This is a genomic window from Mycobacterium sp. NGS33, assembly GCF_059812885.1.
Genome location: NZ_JCALDN010000001.1, coordinates 20,130 through 39,449, shown reverse-complemented (window position 1 = coordinate 39,449; position 19,320 = coordinate 20,130). Strand labels below are relative to the sequence as shown.

General features: G+C 69.1%; 21 protein-coding genes. 14 read left to right on the top strand and 7 right to left on the bottom strand.

Translation table 11 applies throughout. The features are described from left to right. Positions 1-19 precede the first annotated feature (19 nt). Both AC5Y5B_RS00205 and AC5Y5B_RS00200 read right to left on the bottom strand, forming a co-directional pair. Positions 20-523: a hypothetical protein gene (locus AC5Y5B_RS00205; RefSeq protein ID WP_112633810.1), complete on the bottom strand. Its 504-nt coding sequence runs from the start codon at positions 521-523 to the stop codon at positions 20-22. Positions 524-917: 394 nt separating this feature from the next. After that, positions 918-1,772, bottom strand: coding sequence for an SDR family NAD(P)-dependent oxidoreductase (locus AC5Y5B_RS00200; protein ID WP_500002498.1), 855 nt, complete (start codon positions 1,770-1,772; stop codon positions 918-920). A 90-nt stretch (positions 1,773-1,862) separates the two neighbouring features. Between AC5Y5B_RS00200 and AC5Y5B_RS00195 the strand changes: the two genes are divergently transcribed. The 3 genes from AC5Y5B_RS00195 (at position 1,863) to AC5Y5B_RS00185 (ending at position 5,154) form a co-directional block, all read left to right on the top strand. Next, positions 1,863-3,236 carry an HNH endonuclease signature motif containing protein gene (locus AC5Y5B_RS00195; RefSeq protein ID WP_112633812.1) on the top strand — a complete coding sequence of 458 codons (1,374 nt, stop codon included), beginning with the start codon at positions 1,863-1,865 and terminating at the stop codon, positions 3,234-3,236. 665 nt (positions 3,237-3,901) lie between these two features. After that, positions 3,902-4,153, top strand: coding sequence for a hypothetical protein (locus AC5Y5B_RS00190; protein ID WP_500002489.1), 252 nt, complete (start codon positions 3,902-3,904; stop codon positions 4,151-4,153). A gap of 203 nt (positions 4,154-4,356) precedes the next feature. Continuing rightward, the gene (locus tag AC5Y5B_RS00185) at positions 4,357-5,154 is read left to right on the top strand and encodes a hypothetical protein (protein ID WP_500002487.1); all 798 of its coding nucleotides are present in this window, start codon (positions 4,357-4,359) and stop codon (positions 5,152-5,154) included. Positions 5,155-5,419: 265 nt separating this feature from the next. Here AC5Y5B_RS00185 and AC5Y5B_RS00180 read toward each other — a convergent pair whose 3' ends face one another. Beyond that, positions 5,420-5,800, bottom strand: a complete 381-nt coding sequence (locus AC5Y5B_RS00180) for a phage major capsid protein (RefSeq protein ID WP_165821821.1) — start codon at positions 5,798-5,800, stop codon at positions 5,420-5,422. Here AC5Y5B_RS00180 and AC5Y5B_RS00175 point away from each other — a divergent pair. From AC5Y5B_RS00175 to AC5Y5B_RS00165, 3 genes are read left to right on the top strand one after another with little or no spacing between them, the layout of a single operon-like run. After that, positions 5,784-6,149, top strand: coding sequence for a hypothetical protein (locus AC5Y5B_RS00175; protein ID WP_112633825.1), 366 nt, complete (start codon positions 5,784-5,786; stop codon positions 6,147-6,149). The two genes, AC5Y5B_RS00180 and AC5Y5B_RS00175, sit on opposite strands and share 17 nt — an antisense overlap. A gap of 29 nt (positions 6,150-6,178) precedes the next feature. Then, entirely contained in the window at positions 6,179-9,205 is a 3,027-nt protein-coding gene (locus AC5Y5B_RS00170) for an acyl-CoA synthetase (RefSeq protein WP_112633815.1), read from the top strand. Next, the gene (locus AC5Y5B_RS00165) at positions 9,202-9,417 is read left to right on the top strand and encodes a Trm112 family protein (protein WP_112633816.1); all 216 of its coding nucleotides are present in this window, start codon (positions 9,202-9,204) and stop codon (positions 9,415-9,417) included. The genes AC5Y5B_RS00170 and AC5Y5B_RS00165 overlap by 4 nt, the downstream gene beginning before the upstream one ends. Here the strand turns inward: AC5Y5B_RS00165 and AC5Y5B_RS00160 are convergent. The 4 genes from AC5Y5B_RS00160 to AC5Y5B_RS00145 form a co-directional block, all read right to left on the bottom strand. Further along, complete coding sequence (locus AC5Y5B_RS00160; protein ID WP_112633817.1) at positions 9,383-10,006, bottom strand: TetR/AcrR family transcriptional regulator; 624 nt, start codon at positions 10,004-10,006, stop codon at positions 9,383-9,385. The two genes, AC5Y5B_RS00165 and AC5Y5B_RS00160, sit on opposite strands and share 35 nt — an antisense overlap. A 40-nt stretch (positions 10,007-10,046) precedes the next feature. Then, positions 10,047-10,865, bottom strand: a complete 819-nt coding sequence (locus AC5Y5B_RS00155) for an ABC transporter permease (protein WP_112633818.1) — start codon at positions 10,863-10,865, stop codon at positions 10,047-10,049. Further along, positions 10,799-11,563 (bottom strand): ABC transporter ATP-binding protein, encoded by a 765-nt coding sequence (locus AC5Y5B_RS00150; protein ID WP_112633826.1) that lies wholly within the window; start codon positions 11,561-11,563, stop codon positions 10,799-10,801. The genes AC5Y5B_RS00155 and AC5Y5B_RS00150 overlap by 67 nt, the downstream gene beginning before the upstream one ends. 130 nt (positions 11,564-11,693) lie before the next feature. Continuing rightward, on the bottom strand, positions 11,694-12,971 hold the full coding sequence (locus tag AC5Y5B_RS00145) for an ammonium transporter (protein ID WP_112633819.1): 1,278 nt from the start codon (positions 12,969-12,971) through the stop codon (positions 11,694-11,696). A gap of 108 nt (positions 12,972-13,079) precedes the next feature. Between AC5Y5B_RS00145 and AC5Y5B_RS00140 the strand changes: the two genes are divergently transcribed. From AC5Y5B_RS00140 to AC5Y5B_RS00105, 8 genes are all read left to right on the top strand, one after another. Then, positions 13,080-13,721: a DNA-3-methyladenine glycosylase gene (locus tag AC5Y5B_RS00140; RefSeq protein WP_112633820.1), complete on the top strand. Its 642-nt coding sequence runs from the start codon at positions 13,080-13,082 to the stop codon at positions 13,719-13,721. Between the two features lie 32 nt (positions 13,722-13,753). Then, entirely contained in the window at positions 13,754-15,034 is a 1,281-nt protein-coding gene (tyrS, locus tag AC5Y5B_RS00135; RefSeq protein WP_112633821.1) for a tyrosine--tRNA ligase, read from the top strand. A gap of 98 nt (positions 15,035-15,132) precedes the next feature. After that, on the top strand, positions 15,133-15,495 hold the full coding sequence (locus AC5Y5B_RS00130; RefSeq protein WP_165821822.1) for a DUF732 domain-containing protein: 363 nt from the start codon (positions 15,133-15,135) through the stop codon (positions 15,493-15,495). Between the two features lie 28 nt (positions 15,496-15,523). Next, positions 15,524-16,324: a tetratricopeptide repeat protein gene (locus tag AC5Y5B_RS00125; protein ID WP_500002467.1), complete on the top strand. Its 801-nt coding sequence runs from the start codon at positions 15,524-15,526 to the stop codon at positions 16,322-16,324. A 1-nt stretch (position 16,325) separates the two neighbouring features. Continuing rightward, entirely contained in the window at positions 16,326-17,360 is a 1,035-nt protein-coding gene (locus AC5Y5B_RS00120) for an HAD hydrolase-like protein (protein WP_500002464.1), read from the top strand. 23 nt (positions 17,361-17,383) lie between these two features. Further along, positions 17,384-17,569 carry a hypothetical protein gene (locus tag AC5Y5B_RS00115; protein WP_066989244.1) on the top strand — a complete coding sequence of 62 codons (186 nt, stop codon included), beginning with the start codon at positions 17,384-17,386 and terminating at the stop codon, positions 17,567-17,569. An 8-nt stretch (positions 17,570-17,577) separates the two neighbouring features. After that, the gene (locus tag AC5Y5B_RS00110) at positions 17,578-18,387 is read left to right on the top strand and encodes a TlyA family RNA methyltransferase (protein ID WP_500002461.1); all 810 of its coding nucleotides are present in this window, start codon (positions 17,578-17,580) and stop codon (positions 18,385-18,387) included. Next, positions 18,384-19,313, top strand: a complete 930-nt coding sequence (locus AC5Y5B_RS00105) for an NAD kinase (RefSeq protein WP_112634885.1) — start codon at positions 18,384-18,386, stop codon at positions 19,311-19,313. Before AC5Y5B_RS00110 ends, AC5Y5B_RS00105 begins: the two co-directional genes overlap by 4 nt. Positions 19,314-19,320: the final 7 nt, after the last annotated feature.

Here is a 19,320-nt window from a genome sequence, read left to right as displayed (position 1 = left end):
CTCGGAAAATCCCAGCGCCCTAGTCCCGGAACCGTTCGCGGCGCAGGATCGACGCCAATAGCCCCATCCCGCCGACCATGCACATCAGCCCCGGCGCCGCGATCGGCGGCCCCATGGGCACGTTGTAGGAGGCGTTCTTCCACCCGCCCGGTTTGCGGGCAACCCCGCGCGCGTGCAGGTATTCGCCCATCAGCCCGTTGGCCGTGTAGATGCCCGCGGTGATGGGCAGCCAGAGCTTGGCCCAGCGCCGGGAGAACACCCCGCCGATCCCGGCGACGACCACCGGCGGGGTCACCACGATCGGGCTCCACATCCATTTGTTGCCGAAGCTGGCTTTGTAGTGCTCGAAGTAGATTTCGGCGGTCGTGACCAACGCAGCTATGGCCGTCAGACCGGACAGCGAGCGTTCGAAACGGCCGTGCGCGACGTCGTACAGCGCTCGCCCGGCCAAATGTTGGACCTCGCCGAGTCCGTCGCCGGCGGTGCGGCCCTTGTGCCGTCCGCCGTTGCCCAGCAACAACATTTGTCTCCCTTTCTCGCGCGCGTTTGCCTGGGCCGGCGATTACCGGTCCGGGCTGGTTTCGTTGGTGAAGCGATCGGCGGTCTGTCGCTCGCCGAGCAATTCCGTCGTCGTATCCAAAAGCGACCTCGCCTTCGGGCTGGAAGGAAACACGGTCTGGCGGGCTCCGGCCCCGCACTGTCGGTGCAGTAACGGTCGCCAAAGCCGCCCAGAAAACTGGGAAGCGCCCAGCTGTGTCTTTCAACCGAGGAGGTCCCGACGACGCGTCGCGACCGAAGCGCATTCGCTGTGTACCCTGCGCCACGCTGCGCAAACGGGTTCGCAGCCGGTTCTCAGCGTGCCTTCAGGAGCGCAGGTCGCGGTGACAAATCCGTCGACTTCGCCGACGGTCGGCGGATCACGATGCGCTGGAATCCAATTCGCGCATGCGTCTGAGCACGAGTCGCGCCATCCCTGACGAAAGGGTCGGTGACAGCCGGTCCAGGTACCACAGCGCCTTCCACCACGCCGGCACGATGACGATCGCGTCGTTATGCAACACGGCGCGAAGGACACGCTCGGCGAATTTCTCCGGCGCCATCGGCCGCGTCGGCTCCCAGGATTTGAGGATGTCCCCTTCGCTGGCGCGCATATTCGTCATCCGGCCGTAGACGCCGCCGGTGAGGATCGGAGTGCGGATGGCGCCCGGACACAGCACCGACACCTTGACGTTGTGGCGTTCGGCCTCCAGCCGCAGCGCCCTCGACAGCGCCACCACGGCGTGCTTGGAGGCGGTGTAGCTGACGGTGCCGGGGCCCGCCAGCAATCCCGCCATCGACGCCGTGTTCACGATGTGGCCCGACCGCTGCCGGATCATGATCGGGTAAACCGCCTGGATGCCGTGCACGACACCGTGCAGGTTCACGTCCAGCACGTCGTTCCAGTCCTCGAGGCTGTAGGAGTCGACCTCACCGCCGACGCCGATGCCGGCGTTGTTGAACAGGTAGTCGATCCGCCCGGATGTCCGCACGGCCTCGGCGACGGCGGCCTCGAACGCGGGGTAGTCGCGGACGTCGAGTTCGACCGCGTGGGCCTTTCCGGCCTTTTTGTCACCGGTGCCGAGGCGCTGCGCCAGCCGCCGGGCCGCCTCGAGTTGGCGATCGGCCAGCCAGACCTCCGCGCCGCCATCGACCAACTTGGTGGCCAGCGCGGCGCCGATGCCCGACGCACCGCCGGTGATGAACGCGACCTTGCCCGAAACGCTCGACGCCATGGGGGAAGGATAGGCGCCATCTGTGCAGCTAGGGCCGTTCTTCGGGCGCTGTCGCGACTATTGTCGGTGACGGGTGACATTATCGAACGTATGTTCGAAGAGGTGATCGCCAGCTTCGATGAGCTGTTTGAACGGCACCATCCGTCGGCAACGCCGGCGTCGGCGGCGCTGTTGGAGCGGATCGGTGTGTTTGCCCGCGTGGAGAACCGCGCCGCGGCCGAGCAGCTGACAGCGATCGGGGAGTTGTTTGCCTACCGGCTCTCGCGTTGTTCCGAGTGCGAGGACTGGGCAGTCGATACCGAGGCGGCCGTCAGCGCGGAAGTGGCCGCGCAGCTGCGCATCAGTCAGGGGCTGGCCGCAAGCCGCGTGCGATATGCCCGGGCGATGCGCGAGCGGCTTCCGAAGGTGGGCGAGGTCTTCAAAGCCGGGGATATCAACTACCGGATGTTTCAAACCATCGTGTTCCGGACCGATTTGATCACCGATCCCGACGTGCTCGCGCAGGTCGATGGACAAGTGGCGGCCAACGTGGCGCGCTGGCCGTCGATGACCCAGGGGCGGCTCGGGGCGCAGGTCGACAAGGTGGTGGCCCGCGTCGACGCCGATGCTGTCCGGCGACGGCTGCAACGCCAGTCCGACCGCGCCATTTGGATCGGCGAGGTGTACGAGGGAGTGGCCGAGCTCAGCGGCAGCCTGCTGGGGCCCGACGCGCACGCCCTCGACCAGCGGTTGGACGCGTTGGCGGGCACGGTGTGTGAGCACGACCCGCGCAGCCGCGACCAGCGTCGCGCCGACGCGCTCGGCGCGCTGGCCGCCGGGGCGGATCGGCTGGGGTGCCGCTGCGGGCGCGCCGAGTGCGCGGCCGGCAAGCGGCCCGCACCGGGCCCGGTGGTGATCCACGTGATCGCCGAGCGGCCGGCGCTGGAGCGGATGGGTGCCGCGCCGGCGTCGGAGCTGGGCGCCGACGGGCTCATCCCTCCCGACCTGATCACCGAGCTGGCCGCGTCCGCGAGGTTGGTGCCGCTGATCCACCCCGGCGACGCCGCCCCCGAGCGCGGTTACGTGCCCTCGAAGGCGCTGGCCGATTTCGTGCGGTGCCGCGACCTGACCTGCCGCTGGCCCGGCTGCGATCGCCCAGCCACGGACTGCGACCTCGACCACACGATTCCGTACGCCGCCGGCGGCGCCACGCACGCGTCCAACCTCAAATGCCTGTGCCGCACCCTTCGGCGGCAACATGGCCGACGACATCATGGAAGCGCGGTCGCTGGTGCCGGTGAGCGAGTGGCGGCTGTTGCCTCGGCCGGGACGCCTCACGCCGTGGCAACGGAAAACCATCGCGGGCTGCCCATGGTGCGACACCCTCGGCCTGGTCGACGGCGAGGACGGCGAGCCGGTGTTCTGCGACCACCGGGCGGCGGACGCGGCTGTGGTACGCATCTGCCAGCAGTGACCTGGCAGTAATTCACTCCTGCCCCACCTGTCACAAATTCCCGGCCATTCCCACGGCGTGTCGCACACCGGCGGAGCGCTCGATCCCCCATGATGATTGCGGTTTCTCAGGATTTTCGGAGACACGGCGCGCCTGCACGGCCAATGTCCGCCCGGTCCGATATCTTTGCCGTAATGGAAGCAAGGCCCCAGGCCCGCGCCTGGGAGGCTTTGGGTCCTGAGGCTTTGCAACCTACGTGGTGGTAGACCGTCAAAGTATCAGGTGAAGCTGTGCCAGTCGCGCCGACTGGCCAGATTCGGCACCCAGCCACTCTCCTTGCTGCCGTTGCGGGCTGCGCATTTCGCGGGCGCAGTCCAGAACGAACGCGAGGAGAGGAGGTGATCACCATTACTGCTTCTACTGGTCAACTTTGTCCCGCGAGCGGGGTCTGGCAGTCCTTGGACTACCCCAGCACCACCGCTCCGATCGCGAAGGGTAACCGCATGCCGCCCCACAACGGCAAGTCGGTTACCTGGCAGCTGATTCAGTACGCCTAACGGCGTCAACCGAGGGGCGGCACCAGCGCGGGATGGTGTCGTCCTTCTCGTTCTCCATACGACAGCAGGTTACGGGTCACCACCGACATCAGATTGGAGGCCGACGTGCCAAGGACCCCCACCGGACGCGGAAGGTAGCCATGTCCAAGGAAAGTCGCGCGCGACAAGCAGCGCGTGAGCAGAAGCGGGCGCAGAAGAAGCGAGCGCGCCGCGTCCAGCGTGATCAGCGCCGCTCCGAAGTCAGAATGACGGTGGTCAATTCCAGCGCGGACGTCGAGAACGCGATGTCGTTGGTGCACGAAGTGCAGATCTGCAATTCCGCGCTGCTCTACGGCGACGAGGTCACTCTCGTCAGTCCCCGGGCGGCGCTGCTGAGAACGCTCAAGACGTAACGGAAGCTAGCGGCATCGAACTGCTTCGAATCTTCAAAAACGTTGCGCCGAAGTTCTTTCCAGATGTCAGCGAACAACTTCGCTCGACCCTCGACGTCATTGACAGTCTGCCGCCGCGATCACAACTTCCGCGGCACCTTCGCGACGAATTCGACTCGCAGGTCCGTTTTCTGGAAGAGGGATTGCGGCCAATTCGAAAGACGATGCAGGACAATGTCACTCAGATGTTTGGTGAATCGGGGTATGACCAACTTCAGGAAGCCATCGATCTCGGGATCCTGACCGTGGACGACGTCGCAGGAGCTGTGGTCGACGACATCAGCGAAGACGACGCGATGGTACTCGGATTCACGGCCAAAATTGACGAGGTCCTCAGTGACGGCGGCCGCTATCCGCTATTTGATGCCAACGCCAGCAACATTGTTCGCTTAGGCGTAGAGGCGGGCTTCTTCTCACCAGTCCCCATGGCTCGGCAGCTGGGCGCTGACGCCGCGATGGCCGATGGGTTGTTCGACCGGCTGCCCAACTTTCAATATGCCAAGCCACGGGAGATCATCGACATCAGAACTGAGCTGAGTAGCTCGCTTTCCGCATTCCGACAGGGTGTCCGTAGTCTGACCGACGGGATCGAATTACCGCCTGAGGACCCAAATTTCGGCAATGAGATCGCCGACGCGTGGAACCAGAAGGTGGCCCCCGCGCTCGATGAAATCGAGGCAACGATTGCTGAAAACCGGAGTATGTCGGACCTGATGCGGCGAACCGTGAAGGATTCCATCGGCGGTGCAGCTATCGGGGGCGCGGTGACGCTCCCGGCAACACTGGCTGTAGCGGCTGGACCCGTAGGCGGTTATATCACCGCCGCTGGAGTTGCTGTCGGGTATGGCGTCGGAACTGCACGCGCCTTGATCGATGAACACCAGGAGATCCGCAGCGCCAAGAAGGCCCAGTTTTACTTCCTGTTCGGGACCAACGAACGACTGCAACCGCCGCGACAATAGGCGGCGTAGTGAAACCCCAGACTGGGGCAGCATGGGAGCGCCAATGCCGACCGGGCCGCCTACCACCCGAGAGGGGGCTGACCGCCCAGGGTCGGCGTGGGGGTGTGCCAACGAGGACCGGCGGCCTGGTCAGTAACCCGGTCCCCGCTGGCTGGTCCGGCCGCTCGATTGACGCGACGTTCCGCCTCGCCGTTCACCGGACGGTTGAGCGGAGCGGGTGGTGGCGTCGTCCCAGGAGCAACCGAACCACCCGCTCCACGTTCTGTTACGGCGTGCTGTCGACGTCCACCACGACCACGCGGCTCGGCTTGGCCACTACTGCTCCGAACCGGAACGTGATGCGCAGTGCCACGCTGTCCCGGTTGAACAGGTAGTCGGTGGAGGTGGCCACCAGCACCTGTCCGTAGGCGGACAGCACCGCACGCTTGTCGAGCACGATGAGCTGGTTACCCGGTACGTCGCGGTCGACGGTCACCGGCACGCCCAGCAGCTGGCGCTGCGGCTTGGCCTGGGCCTCGTTGCCCAGCAGCGACTGCGCGCTGGTGTCGGTCATCTTGAGCTTGGACAGCCGTGCCCACGCCAGCGGGTTGGCGAGGATGTGGCTCGCTGCACCGCCATCCGCTTCCACGATGGCCAGCGCGTCCACCAGCGCGTCCTGGGACTGGCGTGAACAGCAGCTGGCCGATGGCACGCTGATCCTGGTCTCACCGGCCGGACAGACCTACGTCACCACCCCGGGCAGCGCACTGCTGTTCCCCTCCCTGTGCGCACCCACCGGCGACCTGCCACCACCCACGGCGGCCGACACGGACTACTGCACCGAACGCGCCGCGATGATGCCCCGACGCCGCCGCACCCGGGCCCAAGACCGCGCCCAGTGCGTGGCCGCCGAACGACGGCACAACCGCGACGCCCGGCTGGCCCGGGCGGCGCCGTCGGCCGGCCACGCCTGGCCCACCACCCACGGGTTCGACGAGGATCCGCCACCGTTCTAACCGGAACCACCGCCCTTCTAGCTGCCCTGATGTGCCATGATGTCCAAGCTGTCAAGACTCAGGGAGCAGCAGTGGATCTCAATTTTTCGATGGTCACACGACCGGTCGAGCGGCTGATCGCAACCGCGCAGAACGGGCTGGAGGTCTTGCGACTGGGGGGCTTGGAAACCGGTAGTGTGCCGTCGCCGTCGCAGATCGTCGAGAGCGTGCCGATGTACAAGCTGCGGCGGTACTTCCCGCCGGACAGCCGGCGCGGCCAGTCGCCCGCCGGGCCGCCGGTGCTGATGGTGCACCCGATGATGATGTCGGCGGACATGTGGGACGTCACGCGCGAGGAAGGCGCGGTCGGCATCCTGCACGCCCAGGGCATCGACCCCTGGGTCATCGACTTCGGTGAGCCCGACAAGGTCGAAGGCGGCATGCGGCGCACCCTGGCCGACCACATCGTCGCGCTGGGCCAAGCCATCGACACCGTCAAGGATGTGACCGGCAGCGACGTGCACCTGGTCGGCTACTCCCAGGGCGGCATGTGGTGCTACCAGGTCGCCGCCTACCGGCGGTCGAAGGCCCTCGCCAGCATCGTCACCTTCGGATCGCCGGTGGACACGCTCGCCGCGTTGCCCATGGGCATCCCGGCGAATTTCGCCGCGCCCGCCGCCAATTTCATGGCCGACCACGTCTTCAGCCGGCTGGCGATCCCGAGCTGGATGGCGCGCACCGGCTTCCAGATGCTCGACCCGCTCAAGACCGCGAAGGCGCGGGTGGACTTCGTGCGCCAGCTGCACGACCGCGAGGCGCTACTGCCGCGCGAGCAGCAGCGCCGATTCCTCGAGCGCGAAGGCTGGATCGCGTGGTCGGGCCCGGCGATCTCGGAGCTGCTCAAACAGTTCATCGCCCACAACCGGATGATGACCGGCGGCTTCGCCGTCAACGGTCAGATGGTGACGCTCACCGACATCACGTGTCCCGTGCTGGCCTTCGTCGGCGAGGTCGACGACATCGGCCAGCCCGCCTCGGTGCGTGGGATCCGGCGGGCGGCCCCGAACGCCGAAGTCTACGAATACACCATTCGCACAGGACATTTCGGCTTGGTCGTGGGATCCAAAGCGGCGCAACAGAGTTGGCCGACGGTCGCCGAATGGGTGAAGTGGTTGTCCACCGGCGGCGACAAACCCAGCAGCATCGACCTGATGGCCGACCAGCCCGCGGAGCACACCGACAGCGGGGTGGCGATCAGCTCCCGGATCGCGCACGGCCTCGGGGAGGCCTCCGAGGCGGCGCTGGGCATCGCGCGCGGCGCGGCCAACACCGTCGTCGCCGCCAACAAGTCCGTGCGCACGCTGGCCGTCGAGACGGCCCGGACCCTGCCGCGCCTGGTCCGGTTGGGCCAGATCAACGACCACACCCGAATTTCGTTGGGCCGCATCATTGAAGAACAGGCCCATGATGCCCCGCAGGGCGAATTCCTCCTGTTCGACGGCCGCGTGCACACCTACGAGGCGGTGAACCGGCGCGTCAACAATGTCGTTCGCGGCCTGATCGACGTCGGGGTGCGCCAGGGTGACCGGGTCGGGGTGTTGATGGAGACCCGGCCCAGCGCGCTGGTGGCCATCGCCGCGTTGTCGCGGCTCGGCGCCATCGCGGTGGTGATGCGTCCCGACGCCGACCTGGCCGCCTCGGTGCGGCTTGGGGGAGTGACCGAGCTGCTGACCGACCCCACCAACCTCGACGCGGTGCTGCGTTCCGACCGCCAAGGGTTGCGCCAGGTGCTGGTGCTCGGTGGCGGCGAGTCGCGGGACCTGCACCTGCCCGAGGACTCCGACGTCATCGACATGGAACAGATCGACCCGGACGCCGTCGACCTGCCGGGCTGGTATCGCCCGAACCCGGGACTGGCCCGCGATCTGGCGTTCATCGCGTTCACCGCGGCCGGCGGCGAGCTGGTGGCCAGGCAGATCACCAACTACCGCTGGGCGGTGTCGGCCTTCGGTACCGCCTCGACGGCCGCCCTGGACCGCCGCGACACCGTCTACTGCCTGACGCCGCTGCACCACGAGTCGGCGCTGCTGGTCAGCCTGGGCGGCGCGGTGGTCGGCGGCACCCGCATCGCGCTGTCGCGCGGGCTGGACCGGACCCGATTCGTCCAGGAGGTGCGCCAGTACGGCGTCACGGTGGTGTCCTACACCTGGGCCATGCTCCGCGAGATCGTCGACGACCCGGCGTTCGTGCTGCAGGGCAATCACCCGGTGCGGCTGTTCATCGGTTCGGGCATGCCCACCGGACTGTGGGGGCGCGTCGTGGAGGCGTTCGCGCCGGCCCACGTCGTCGAGTTCTTCGCCACCACGGACGGGCAGGCGGTGCTGGCCAACGTGTCCGGCGCCAAGGTCGGCAGCAAGGGCCGGCCGCTGCCGGGCGCCGGGCGCATCGAGCTGGGCGCCTACGACGCCGAGCACGACCTGATCCTGGAGAACGAACGCGGTTTCGTGCAGATCGCCGCGCCCAAGGAGGTCGGGGTCCTGCTCGCGGCCTCCAACGGCCCGATCGATCCGAGCGCCTCGGTCAAGCGCGGCGTCTTCGCCGCCGGCGACACGTGGATATCGACCGAGTACCTGTTCTATCGCGACGACGACGGCGACTACTGGCTGGCGGGCCGGCGCGGCTCGGTCGTGCGCACCGCGCGCGGCCTGGTCTATGCCGAGCCGGTCACCGACGCGCTGGGGTGCATCAACGGTGTCGACCTCGCGGTCACCTATAACCTGCCGGTGGGCGACCACGAGGTGGCGGCCTCGGCGCTGACGCTGTTGCCGGGCGCCTCGATCACCGCGGCCGACCTGACCGAGGCCTTCGCCAACCTGCCCATCGGCCTGGGACCCGACCTCGTGTGCGTGGTGTCGGAGATGAACCTGAGCGCGACGTTCCGGCCGACCGTCAGCGCCCTGCGGGCCGCCGGGATCCCGAAGGCCGGGCGCCACGTCTGGTATTTCGATGCCGAGACCGACCAGTACCGCCGCCTGACTCCCGGTGTTCGTGCCGAGCTGATTGGGGCGCAGTCGTGATCGACGACGCCCTGCTGAACATCCTGGTATGCCCCCAGGACCGGGGCCCGCTGGTGCTCGTGGGGTCCGAACTGCTCTACAACCCCAGGCTGCGGCGGGCCTACCGCATCGAGGACGGCATCCCGGTGTTGCTGATCGACGAGGCCCGCGACGTCGGCGACGACGAGCACGCTCGCCTCATGGCACAAGGCCGTCCGGCAGATCCCCGGTGAGGTAGCGCTGCAGATTCGGCGCGATGGTCCGGGCGACCTGCTCGGGCGGCAGCGACGCGAACGGCTCCAATTGCAGGATGTAGCGCGCCATCACGACGCCCACCAGCTGTGAGGCCACGAATTGGATGCGGATGGTTCCGCTGCCCAGGGGATTGTCGACGCGGGTGCCGACTTCGACGGCGATCACGTCCTCGATGAACGTGCGAAACAGGTTGGTTTCCGACCCGGCGAGCATCGACCGCAGCGTGGCGATGAACGCCGCACCGATCTCGGAGTCCCACAGCGGCAACAACATCGACGGCAGCCGGTAGCCCAGCTCGTCGACGGGGACCTCGCGCAACGGACCGATGACCTCCATCGGGTCGATCGGGATGTGCACGGCCGCGGCGAACAGCTGCTCCTTGGTGCCGAAGTAGTGGTGCACCAGCGCCGAGTCCACCCCCGCCGCCGCGGCCACCGCGCGTATGGAGGTGTTACGAATTCCCTTGCTGGCGAACAGCTCCCGCGCGCTAGCCAGGATGCGATCACGGCTGTCGGAGACCCCGGCCGGCCGCCCCCGACGCCGGCGCCCAGCGCTGGTGGCCGTCACCAGGACAGACCCGCCATTCGCCCTCCATGACGACGCGCCACTAGGGCGTCCGTCGCCGCAGCGTGGCCGCGGCCAGGCACAGCGCCGCCAGGGCGAAGCCCAGCACCACGACGATGTCGCGCACCGCGATGAACGTCAGGTCCGGGTGCGCACCCACCTGCTGCAAGGCCTCCAGCGCGTAGCTGGCCGGCAGCACATTGCTGATCCATTGCAGCCAGTGTGGCATCAAAGCGCGCGGCACGATGATGCCGGCCAGCAACAGCTGCGGCACCATCACCAGGGGAATGAACTGCACCGCCTGAAACTCGGTGCGGGCGAACGCACTACAGAGCAGGCCCAGGCCGACGCCCAGCACCGCGTTGACGATCGCGATGACGAACACCCACGCCGGGCTGCCCGCGGTGTCGAAACCCAGCAGCCAGAACGACACGATGCACGCCAGAATCGCTTGCGCCGCAGCGGCGATGGAGAAGGCGGTGCCGTAGGCGATGAGCAGATCCAGGCGCCGCAGCGGCGTGGTCAGAATGCGCTCCAGCGTCCCGGACGCCCGTTCGCGCTGCATGGTGATCGCCGTGATGATGAACATCACGAACAAGGGGAACAGGCCCAGCAGGATCAGGCAGGCGTTGTTGAACGGGGTCGGCCCGCCCGGGCGGTGCGGGGCGTTCTGAAACATGAAGTACATCAGGCTGATCACCAGGACCGGCACCAAGAGGATCATCGCGACGCTGCGGTGATCGGCGGCCAGCTGCCGCAGGATTCGCGCGGTGGTCGCGGTGTAGCCGCGCAGGGTCAGCCCGCTTCGCGCATGGTGCTGCGCTTGATGATGGACAGAAACGCGTCCTCCAGTGACGTGCATCCGGTGCCCTCTCGCAGTTGGGTTGGGGTGGTGTGGGCGACCAGCCGGCCGTCACGCATGAGCAGCAGGTCGCCGCAGTGGTCGGCCTCGTCCATCACGTGGCTGGAGACCAGCAGGGTGGTCCCGGCGCGGGCCAGGTCGGTGAACTGCTCCCAGAGGTCGGCGCGCAGCACCGGGTCCAGCCCGACCGTGGGCTCGTCGAGCACCAGCAGGTCGGGCTGGCAGACCAGCGCGCAGGCCAGTGACACCCGGGTGCGCTGACCGCCGGACAGGTTGCCGCACAAGGCGGTTCGGTGATCGGTCAGCCCCACGCGGTCGATGGCGGCGTCGGCGGCCTGGCCGTCGAACCCGTACAGCGCGGCGAAATAGCGCACGTTGTCCACGACCCGCAGGTCGTGGTAGATCGTCGGGTCTTGCGGCAGGTAGCCCACCCGGTGGCGCAGTTCGGCGCTGCCGGCGGCCTTGCCGAGCACGGTGACGGTGCCCTTGGTGAGGATCTGGGTGCCGACGATGCAGCGGATCAGTGTGGTCTTGCCGCAGCCCGACGGTCCGAGCAGCCCGGTGATGCTGCCCTTGGCGATCTGCACGGAGAAGTCGTGCAGGGCCGGGCGTTTGCCGCGCACGACGCGCAGGTGATCGATGCGCACCGCCGGCTCCGCGGGCCCGGCAATTAATTCATCACAGGATGAACTCATCATGCGATGAATAATCGTCCCGTCGCGCGGGGTTGTCAAGGGCGCGGGGGTGGACGGGCGGACCCGCTCTCCGCGAGACTGCAACCACCGACCGGTGCACTCGGGCGATGCGTCGGCAGGCGCAGTCTCGCGGCTAGTTGAAGCGCTCGCCGGTCGCGGGGCGGCGCTGCGGCAGGTGCCCGTGCACGCCTTCGGCGTAGGCGGTTTCGGCGTGCTGGGTGAGGTCGACGCCGGTGGTCTCGTCCTCGGCGCTGACCCGGAATCCGATCAGCCGGTCGATCACCTTGCCCAACACGAACGTCATCGCGAACGCGTAGACGGCGACGACCGCGATCGCCAGCGTCTGCTTGCCCAGCTGGCCGAAGCCGCCCCCGTAGAACAGGCCCTGCGGGCCCGTCGTCATGACCGCCGTGGCGAACAAGCCGATCAACGACACACCGACCACCCCGCCGACGAAGTGCACGCCCACCACGTCGAGCGAATCGTCATAGTTGAAGCGCAATTTCGCGCCCACCGCGAACGCGCACACGACGCCCGCCGCCAGCCCGACGACCGTCGCGCCCAGCGTGTTGACGGTCCCGCAGGACGGGGTGATGGCGACCAGGCCGGCGACCACACCCGATGCCGCACCGAACGTGGTGGGGCGGCCGTCGCGGATCTGTTCGACCGAGAGCCAGCCGAGCATGCCCAGGCACCCGGCCACCAGCGTGTTGAGGAAGATGGCCGCGGCAGTTCCGTTGGCCGCCAGGGCGGAACCGGCGTTGAACCCGAACCAGCCGAACCACAGCAGCCCGACGCCGACAAACAGCAGCGGCAGATTGTGCGGCCGCATGGCGTCCTTCTTGAAACCGATGCGCGGCCCGAGCACCAGCGCCAGCGCCAGCGCGGAGGAACCGGAGACGATCTCGACGACGAGCCCGCCCGCGTAGTCGAGCACCCCGAGCTTGGCCAGCCACCCGCCGGGACCCCATACCCAGTGCGCCACAATCGAATACACCGCGATCGTCCACACCGGGACGAAGATCATCCAGGCGGCGAACTTCGCGCGGTCGGCGATCGCGCCGCTCACCAGGGCGGCCGTGATGATCGCGAAGGTCAACTGGAACGTGGCATAGAGCAGTTCGGGAACGGTGCCGTGCACGGTGTCGGGGGTGATGCCGAGCATGCCGAAATGCCTGAGGTTGCCGGCGAGCCCGCCGGCCCCATCCTCGGAGAACGCGATGGTGTAGCCCACCAGCAACCACGCCACCGTCACCAGCGGTATGGAGATGAAGCTCATCATGATCATGTTGAGCACCCCGGTGGTGCGGACCATGCCGCCGTAGAAGATCGCCAGGCCCGGGGTCATCAGCAGGACCAGCGCGGTGCTGGCCAGCAACCAGGCCGTGGCGGCGGGATCGATCGCATGCATCAGGTGGGCTCCTTCTCGCGGCCCTGGGGTCACGGGACACCGGGATACTGCCATGTTCGGCAGGCCGGTAGGTTCGTTGGGTTAAGAAAAGAGGATTCAGGATCTGATGTGGTCGAGGCTCGAGGACGATTTCGCGAAGGCACGGCTGCCCAGCTGTTAGTCGACCCGGTCGAGGCCGCGCGCCGGTTACTGGGCGCCACCCTGACCGCGCGGGGCGTGAGCGGGATCGTCGTCGAGGTCGAGGCCTACGGGGGAGTTCCCGACGGCCCGTGGCCCGATGCGGCCGCCCACTCGTACAAGGGGCTGCGGGCCCGCAACTTCGTGATGTTCGGGCCCCCCGGGCGGCTCTACACCTACCGCAGCCACGGGATCCACGTCTGCGCCAACGTCTCCTGCGGGCCCGACGGCACCGCCGCCGCGGTCCTGTTGCGCGCGGCCGCCATCGAGGACGGCACCGAGGTCGCGCGCGCCCGCCGCGGCGAACTGGTGCACACCGCGGCCCTGGCGCGCGGCCCGGGCAATCTGTGCGCGGCCATGGGAATCACCATGGAGGACAACGGTATTGACCTGTTCGCGCGCGACAGCCCGGTGACCCTGGAACTGCACGAACCGCTGACCGCGACGGCCGGCCCGCGGGTCGGCGTCAGCCAGGCCGCCGACCGGCCGTGGCGCTTGTGGCTGCCCGGCCGCCCCGAGGTCTCGGCGTACCGTCGCAGTCCCCGCGCGGCGGCGCCGGGCGCCAGCGACTAGCCGAACCGATCGGGGGTGGAAGGATCGTGGACATGGGCGAGAAGATCATCGACGAGCTGGGCTGGCGCGGCCTGATCGCGCAGTCCACCGATCTCGATGCGCTGGCCACCGAAGCGCAGCGCGGGCCGATGACGGTGTATGCCGGCTTCGACCCCACCGCGCCGAGTCTGCACGCCGGGCACTTGGTGCCCCTGCTGGCGCTGCGCCGCTTCCAGCGCGCCGGCCATCGCCCGATCGTGCTCGCCGGCGGGGCCACCGGCATGATCGGCGACCCGCGGGACATCGGCGAGCGCACCCTGAACGAGGCCGACACCGTCGCCGAATGGACCGAGCGGATCGGCGGACAGCTGCGACGCTTCGTCGACTTCTCGGATTCGCCGGACTCACCCACCGGCGCGATCGTCGTCAACAACCTGGACTGGACGCGCCCCCTGTCGGCGATCGAGTTCTTGCGCGACGTCGGCAAGCACTTCTCGGTCAACGTCATGCTGGACCGCGACACCGTCCGGCGGCGTCTCGAGGGCGACGGCATCTCCTACACCGAGTTCAGCTACATGCTGCTGCAGGCCAACGACTACGTCGAACTGCACCGGCGCTACGGCTGCACGCTGCAGATCGGCGGCTCGGACCAGTGGGGCAACATCATCGCCGGCGTCCGGCTGGTCCGCCAGCAGCTCGGCGCCTCGGTCCACGCGCTGACGGTGCCGCTGGTGACGGCCGCGGACGGCACCAAGTTCGGCAAATCCACCGGCGGCGGCAGCCTGTGGCTGGACCCGGCGCTGACCACGCCGTACGCCTGGTACCAGTACTTCTTCAATACCGCCGACGCCGACGTCATCCGATACCTGCGCTGGTTCACCTTCCTGACCGCCGACGAGCTCGGCGAGCTGGAACAGGCGACCGCCGAGCGCCCCCAGCAGCGCGCCGCCCAGCGGCGGCTGGCGCGCGAACTGACCGTGCTGGTGCACGGCGAAACGGCCACCGAGGCCGTCGAGCACGCCAGCCGGGCGCTGTTCGGGCAGGGCGAACTGGACCGGCTGGACGAGCCCACGCTGGCGGCGGCGCTGCGCGAGACCTCGGTCGCCGAACTCAAACCCGGTGGCCCCGACGGGATCGTCGACCTGCTGGTCGCCACCGGCCTGTCCGAGAGCCGCAAGGCCGCCCGCCGCACGCTCGGCGAGGGCGGCGTCTCGGTCAACAACGTGCGCATCGACAGCGAGGAATGGGCGCCGCAACCATCGGACTTCCTGCACGGCAAATGGCTGGTGCTGCGCCGCGGCAAGCGCACGGTCGCCGGGGTCGAAAAGCTCTAACCGGGCCGGGCGCCGGCGGGCGCCGCGAAACGCGTGCGTGCACAGATCTTTACCTCACCGTGTCGTCGACGTGACCGTGGGCGACCACTGTTGTCACGGTGATTTTCGCGACGCGCGTGCGGTCCACCGTCCTGCCGACGCTGGGGGTGGTCACCGGCCTGGTGGGGCTCGCCGCGATCCTGTCGGCGCCGATCCGCGCGGACATGCTGGGCAACGCCTTCCTGTCGGCGCTGACCAACGCCGGGATCGCCTACAGCCAGCCGACCAGCACCATGGCGATGGGGCAGTCGGTGTGCCCGATGCTGTTCGAGCCCGGCGGGTCGTTCGACGAGGTGACGTCCAAGATGGCCGAGGGCAACGGGATGTCGTACGAGATGGCGGGCCGGTTCACCATCGTCGCGATCGCGACCTACTGTCCGGCGGTGATCGCACCGCTGCTGGGTAACCGGCTGCAAAGTTAGCCGTGGTGCTGCCCGTATTCTCGGCAGCGTGGTCGACGACAGGCAACGGCAGCGCGGTGAACGCCGCGGGCGGCCGGCATCCAATGGCTGGTCGGGCCCGGGCCGTGCGCGCCCGGCCCAACCGCACAGCGCCGCGCGCCGCGACGCCCCGGCCGAGCGCGCGCCGCACGACGGCCCGCCGATACCGCCCGGCGTGGAAGCCAAGCAGCTGGCGCCCGACATCCGCCGCGAGCTGAGCACCCTGGACCGCGCCACCGCCGATGCGGTGGCGCGCCACCTGGTGGCCGCGGGCGAATTGCTCGACGAAGACCCCGAGGCCGCCCTGAGCCACGCCCGGGCGGCGCGCGCCCGGTCCAGCCGGCTCGCCACCATCCGGGAAGCGGTCGGCATCGCCGCCTACCACTGCGGCGATTGGTCGCAGGCGCTCGCGGAACTGCGCGCGGCCCGCCGGATGGGCAGCAAGTCCCCGCTGCTGGCGCTGATCGCCGATTGCGAACGCGGGCTCGGCCGCCCGGAGCGGGCGATCGAACTCGCCCGCGGACCGGAGGCCGCCGAACTGTCCGGCGACGACGCCGACGAACTGCGCATCGTCGCGGCCGGGGCGCGCGCGGATCTCGGCCAGCTCGAGCAGGCGCTCACAGTGTTGTCCACGCCGCAACTGGATCCGGGCCGCACCGGCACCACGGCGGCGCGGCTGTTCTACGCCTACGCGGACACCCTGCTGGCGCTCGGCCGCGAGGACGAGGCGCTGCAATGGTTCCTGCACTCCGCCGCCGCCGACGTCGACGGTGTCACCGACGCCGAAAACCGGGTCAGTGAACTCGGCTGACATGACCGGAGAACAATCCAAAACCCTTGCGCAGCAATATGATTGCCTGCTCATCGACCTGGACGGCACGATGTTTCGCGGCCGTCGGCCCACCGACGGCGCGGTGCAGGCGCTGGCGCAGGTGCGCAGCCGCGCGTACTTCGTCACCAACAACGCCTCGCGCAGCGCGGACGAGGTCGCCGCGCACCTGACCGACCTGGGCTTCACCGCCGTCGCCGACGACGTCGCCACCAGCGCGCAGAGCGCCGCGCGGCTGCTGGCCGACCAGCTGCCGCCGGACGCGCCGGTGCTGATCGTGGGCACCGAGGCGCTGGCCAACGAGGTCGCCGCCGTGGGCCTGCGCCCGGTGCGCAGCTACGACGACGACCCGGCCGCCGTCGTGCAGGGTCTGTCCCAGAGCATCGGGTGGCCGGAGCTGGCCGAGGCGGCGCTGGCCATCCGCGCCGGCGCGCTGTGGGTGGCCTCCAACGTCGACCTCACCCTGCCCACAGAGCGCGGGCTGCTGCCCGGCAACGGATCGTTCGTGGCCGCGCTGCGGGCGGCCACCGGCGGCGAGCCCCAGGTCGCGGGCAAACCGGCGCCCGGACTGCTGCGGGACGCCGCGGCTCGTGGCGACTTCGCCGCCCCCCTGGTGGTCGGCGATCGCCTCGACACCGACATCGAGGGCGCCAACGCCGCCGAGCTGCCCAGCCTGATGGTGCTCACCGGGGTCAATTCCGCGCGGGACGCGGTGTACGCCAAGCCCGCCCAGCGCCCCACCTACATCGGCCACGACCTGCGCTCGCTGCACACCGACGGCGAGCGGCTCAAGGTGGGGCCGCAGCCGGGCTGGCGCGTCGACGTCGCCGACGCTGCGATCACCGTCCGCGGGGACGGGTCGGACGACGGCGACGGCCTGGCGATCGTCCGTGCGGTGGCCGGGGCGGTGTACGCGCGCCCGGACTCCGGCGCCGGTTCCGGGGACGTGCGCATCGAGGCCGGCGACGACCACGCCCGCGCCGCGCTGGGGCGCTGGTCTTTGGTGCGCGCCGACTGACGGGTGACTAGCGTAGGTACGCGATGACTATCGATCCCGATCAGATTCGCGCTGAAATCGACGCCCTGCTCGCCCGGTTGCCCCAGCCCGGCGACGGAGAAGACCCCGAGAAGGTGCCGTCGCTCGACGAGCTCGAGGAGATCGCCCGCCGCCTGTCCGAGGCGCACGACGTGCTGCTGGCCGCGCTGGAGTCGGCGGAGAAGGGCTGAGTGCGCGGATGTCTCGACGCGCCCGCGTTGACGCCGAGCTGGTCCGGCGCGGCCTGGCCCGGTCACGTCAGCAGGCCGCGGAGTTGATCGGGGCGGGCAAGGTGAGCATCGACGGCATGCCGGCGCGCAAGCCGGGCACCGCCGTCGCCGTCACCGCGGCCCTGACCGTCGCCGAGGACGGCGAGCGCGGCTGGGTCTCGCGCGGGGCGCACAAACTCATCGGGGCCCTGGACGCCTTCGGGATCCCGGTCGCCGGCCGGCGCTGCCTGGACGCCGGCGCGTCGACGGGCGGCTTCACCGAGGTGTTGCTCGATCGCCGGGCAGGCGAAGTGGTCGCCGTCGACGTGGGCTACGGCCAGCTGGCGTGGTCGCTGCGCAGCGACGCGCGGGTGGTCGTCGTCGAGCGGACCAACGTCCGCGACCTGGTGCCCGAGGCGATCGGCGGGCCAGTCGACCTGGTGGTCGCCGACCTGTCGTTCATCTCGCTATCCACGGTATTGCCGGCGCTGGCTGGATGTGCCGCACCGAACGCGGATATCGTTCCCATGGTGAAGCCGCAGTTTGAAGTGGGCAAGGGCCTGGTCGGTGCCGGGGGTGTGGTGCACGACCCCGTCCTGCGCGCCGATGCCGTGCTGACGGTCGCCCGCCGCGCGGGCGAGCTGGGTTGGCACACCGTCGATGTCACCGCCAGCCCGCTGCCGGGGCCGTCGGGCAACGTCGAGTATTTTCTGCGGCTGCGCGCCCAGACCGATCGCCCGCTCGCCGGCGAGGAGCTGGTGGTGGCGGTGCAGCGCGCGGTGGAAAGCGGGCCACAGTGAACGAAGACGCTCCGCGCACCGTCTTGATGGTGGTCCACACCGGCCGCGACGAGGCCACCGAGACCGCCCGGCGCGTGCAAAAAGTGCTGGGCGACAACGGAATCGGGCTTCGGGTACTGTCCGCCGAGGCCGTCGACAAGGGCCCGCTGCACCTGGCACCCGACGACATGCGCGCGCTGGGGATCGAAATCGAGGTGGTCAACGCCGACCCCCAGGCCGCCGAGGGCTGTGAACTGGTGTTGGCGCTGGGCGGCGACGGCACGTTCCTGCGGGCCGCCGAGCTGGCGCGCAACGCCAACATTCCGGTGCTGGGCATCAACCTGGGCCGCATCGGCTTTCTGGCCGAGGCCGAGGCCGAAGCCATCGACCGGGTGCTGGATCACGTTGTCGCACAAGACTATCGAGTGGAGAACCGCTTAACGCTCGACGTGATCGTGCGCCACGCCGGCGACGTCTCCGTGCACGGTTGGGCGCTCAACGAGGTCAGCCTGGAGAAGGGTCCGCGGCTGGGCGTGCTGGGGGTGGTCCTCGAGATCGACGGGCGCCCGGTCTCGGCATTCGGCTGCGACGGTGTGCTGGTGTCGACGCCCACCGGGTCCACCGCCTATGCGTTCTCCGCCGGCGGGCCGGTGCTGTGGCCGGACCTGGAGGCAATCCTGGTGGTACCCAACAACGCTCACGCGCTGTTCGGCCGGCCCATGGTCACCAGCCCGGACGCCACCATCGCGATCGAGATCGAGGCCGACGGGCATGACGCCCTGGTGTTCTGCGACGGTCGCCGTGAAATGTTGATCCCCGCGGGCAGCCGGCTGGAGGTAAAGCGTTGCGACACACCGGTGAAATGGGCCCGGCTGGACAGCGCCCCCTTCACCGACCGGTTGGTGCGCAAATTCCGGTTGCCGGTGACCGGGTGGCGCGGGAACTGACCGCCCC

Excerpts from the sequence above, each read along its gene's own strand:
- AC5Y5B_RS00150 (WP_112633826.1), bottom strand. The coding sequence starts at position 11,563 with ATGATGAGTTCATCCTGTGATGAATTAATTGCCGGGCCCGCGGAGCCG.
- AC5Y5B_RS00175 (WP_112633825.1), top strand. The coding sequence starts at position 5,784 with ATGGCCAGCGCGTCCACCAGCGCGTCCTGGGACTGGCGTGAACAGCAG.
- AC5Y5B_RS00170 (WP_112633815.1), top strand. The coding sequence starts at position 6,179 with ATGTGCCATGATGTCCAAGCTGTCAAGACTCAGGGAGCAGCAGTGGAT.
- AC5Y5B_RS00110 (WP_500002461.1), top strand. The coding sequence starts at position 17,578 with ATGTCTCGACGCGCCCGCGTTGACGCCGAGCTGGTCCGGCGCGGCCTG.
- AC5Y5B_RS00185 (WP_500002487.1), top strand. The coding sequence starts at position 4,357 with ATGCAGGACAATGTCACTCAGATGTTTGGTGAATCGGGGTATGACCAA.
- tyrS (WP_112633821.1), top strand. The coding sequence starts at position 13,754 with ATGGGCGAGAAGATCATCGACGAGCTGGGCTGGCGCGGCCTGATCGCG.
- AC5Y5B_RS00115 (WP_066989244.1), top strand. The coding sequence starts at position 17,384 with ATGACTATCGATCCCGATCAGATTCGCGCTGAAATCGACGCCCTGCTC.
- AC5Y5B_RS00200 (WP_500002498.1), bottom strand. The coding sequence starts at position 1,772 with ATGGCGTCGAGCGTTTCGGGCAAGGTCGCGTTCATCACCGGCGGTGCG.
- AC5Y5B_RS00145 (WP_112633819.1), bottom strand. The coding sequence starts at position 12,971 with ATGCATGCGATCGATCCCGCCGCCACGGCCTGGTTGCTGGCCAGCACC.
- AC5Y5B_RS00205 (WP_112633810.1), bottom strand. The coding sequence starts at position 523 with ATGTTGTTGCTGGGCAACGGCGGACGGCACAAGGGCCGCACCGCCGGC.
- AC5Y5B_RS00195 (WP_112633812.1), top strand. The coding sequence starts at position 1,863 with ATGTTCGAAGAGGTGATCGCCAGCTTCGATGAGCTGTTTGAACGGCAC.
- AC5Y5B_RS00120 (WP_500002464.1), top strand. The coding sequence starts at position 16,326 with ATGACCGGAGAACAATCCAAAACCCTTGCGCAGCAATATGATTGCCTG.
- AC5Y5B_RS00155 (WP_112633818.1), bottom strand. The coding sequence starts at position 10,865 with ATGCACGTCACTGGAGGACGCGTTTCTGTCCATCATCAAGCGCAGCAC.
- AC5Y5B_RS00190 (WP_500002489.1), top strand. The coding sequence starts at position 3,902 with ATGTCCAAGGAAAGTCGCGCGCGACAAGCAGCGCGTGAGCAGAAGCGG.